Source organism: Pseudomonas sp. SDO5532_S415, assembly GCF_054071155.1.
The window spans coordinates 1-970 of record NZ_JBSVWS010000367.1 but is presented as its reverse complement, the minus strand read 5'-3'; the positions used below and the strand labels follow the sequence as shown (position 1 = coordinate 970).

The following is a 970-nucleotide window of genomic DNA, read 5'->3' as shown; positions in this document are numbered from 1 at the left end:
GGTTATTCGCTGTCCTTGTGGGAGCGAGCCTGCTCGCGAAGAGGCCTTTACTGCCGAAACAATTCTCCAGGGGTAAACCCGAACAGGCTTTTGAACGCCGCAATAAACGCCGACGTCGAATCATACCCACAGGCCAGTGCGGCATTGGTCACGCTGTCCCCCTCCTCCAGCAAACTCAACGACGACAACAAGCGCATGCGCTGGCGCCAGCCACGAAAGCTCAACCCGGTTTCGCGCTGAAACAGCCGCATCAGGGTTTTCTCCGACGTGCCCAAACGCTCTGCCCACGCCTGCAAGGTCACGCCGCTTTCGGGGTTTTCGATCAGTTCGTTGCACAACCCCAGTAACCGTTCATGGCGGGGCAACGGCAGGGAGAAGCCGACCTCCGGCAGCGCTGCCAACTGATCCAGCAGCACGCTCACCAGTCGCGCTTCCTGGCTGTCGCCCTGTGGATATTCCACGGGCAGCAGGCAAAAACTCTTGATCAGTTCCCGGGCCAACGGCGTCACTTCCAGCACCCGGCAACGCTCGTCCGCCCACGGGCAATCCTCGCGACGTACATACAGGCTGCGCATTTCGGCGCGCATCGACGTCACCACCTGATGCTCAAGATCCGCCGGAATCCAGATCCCCCACTGCGGCGGCGCGAAGAAGCTGCCCTCAGCGGTGTGCACGCCCAGAACCCCGCTGATGGCGTAGGAAAATTGCACCCAGTCGTGGCGATGGGACGGTGTCCAGGAGCCGGCATTGAGGCTCTCCACCCGGGCGTACAGCGGACGCGGTAATGCGGTGAGGGGTGGGATGCTGCGTTCGAGGGAGACTTGTCCGTTGGTCGGCATTGAATGGCCTTGTGTTGCGGGACGGCGGATAACGCGACGCTAAGCCATGTCACTCATCTATTCAACACCGATAGCCCTCTGTGGGAGATTCTATGTTGTAGGTAAATCCTACCGCCTTAGATTCGGTTGGT

At 60.4% G+C, this 970-nt stretch carries 1 protein-coding gene; it reads right to left on the bottom strand.

The window, feature by feature from the left end; all coding sequences use genetic code 11:
* Window positions 1-47: 47 nt before the first annotated feature.
* Complete coding sequence (locus ACW9HW_RS30135; RefSeq protein ID WP_457402975.1) at window positions 48-839, bottom strand: AraC family transcriptional regulator; 792 nt, start codon at window positions 837-839, stop codon at window positions 48-50.
* Between the last annotated feature and the right edge of the window lie 131 nt (window positions 840-970).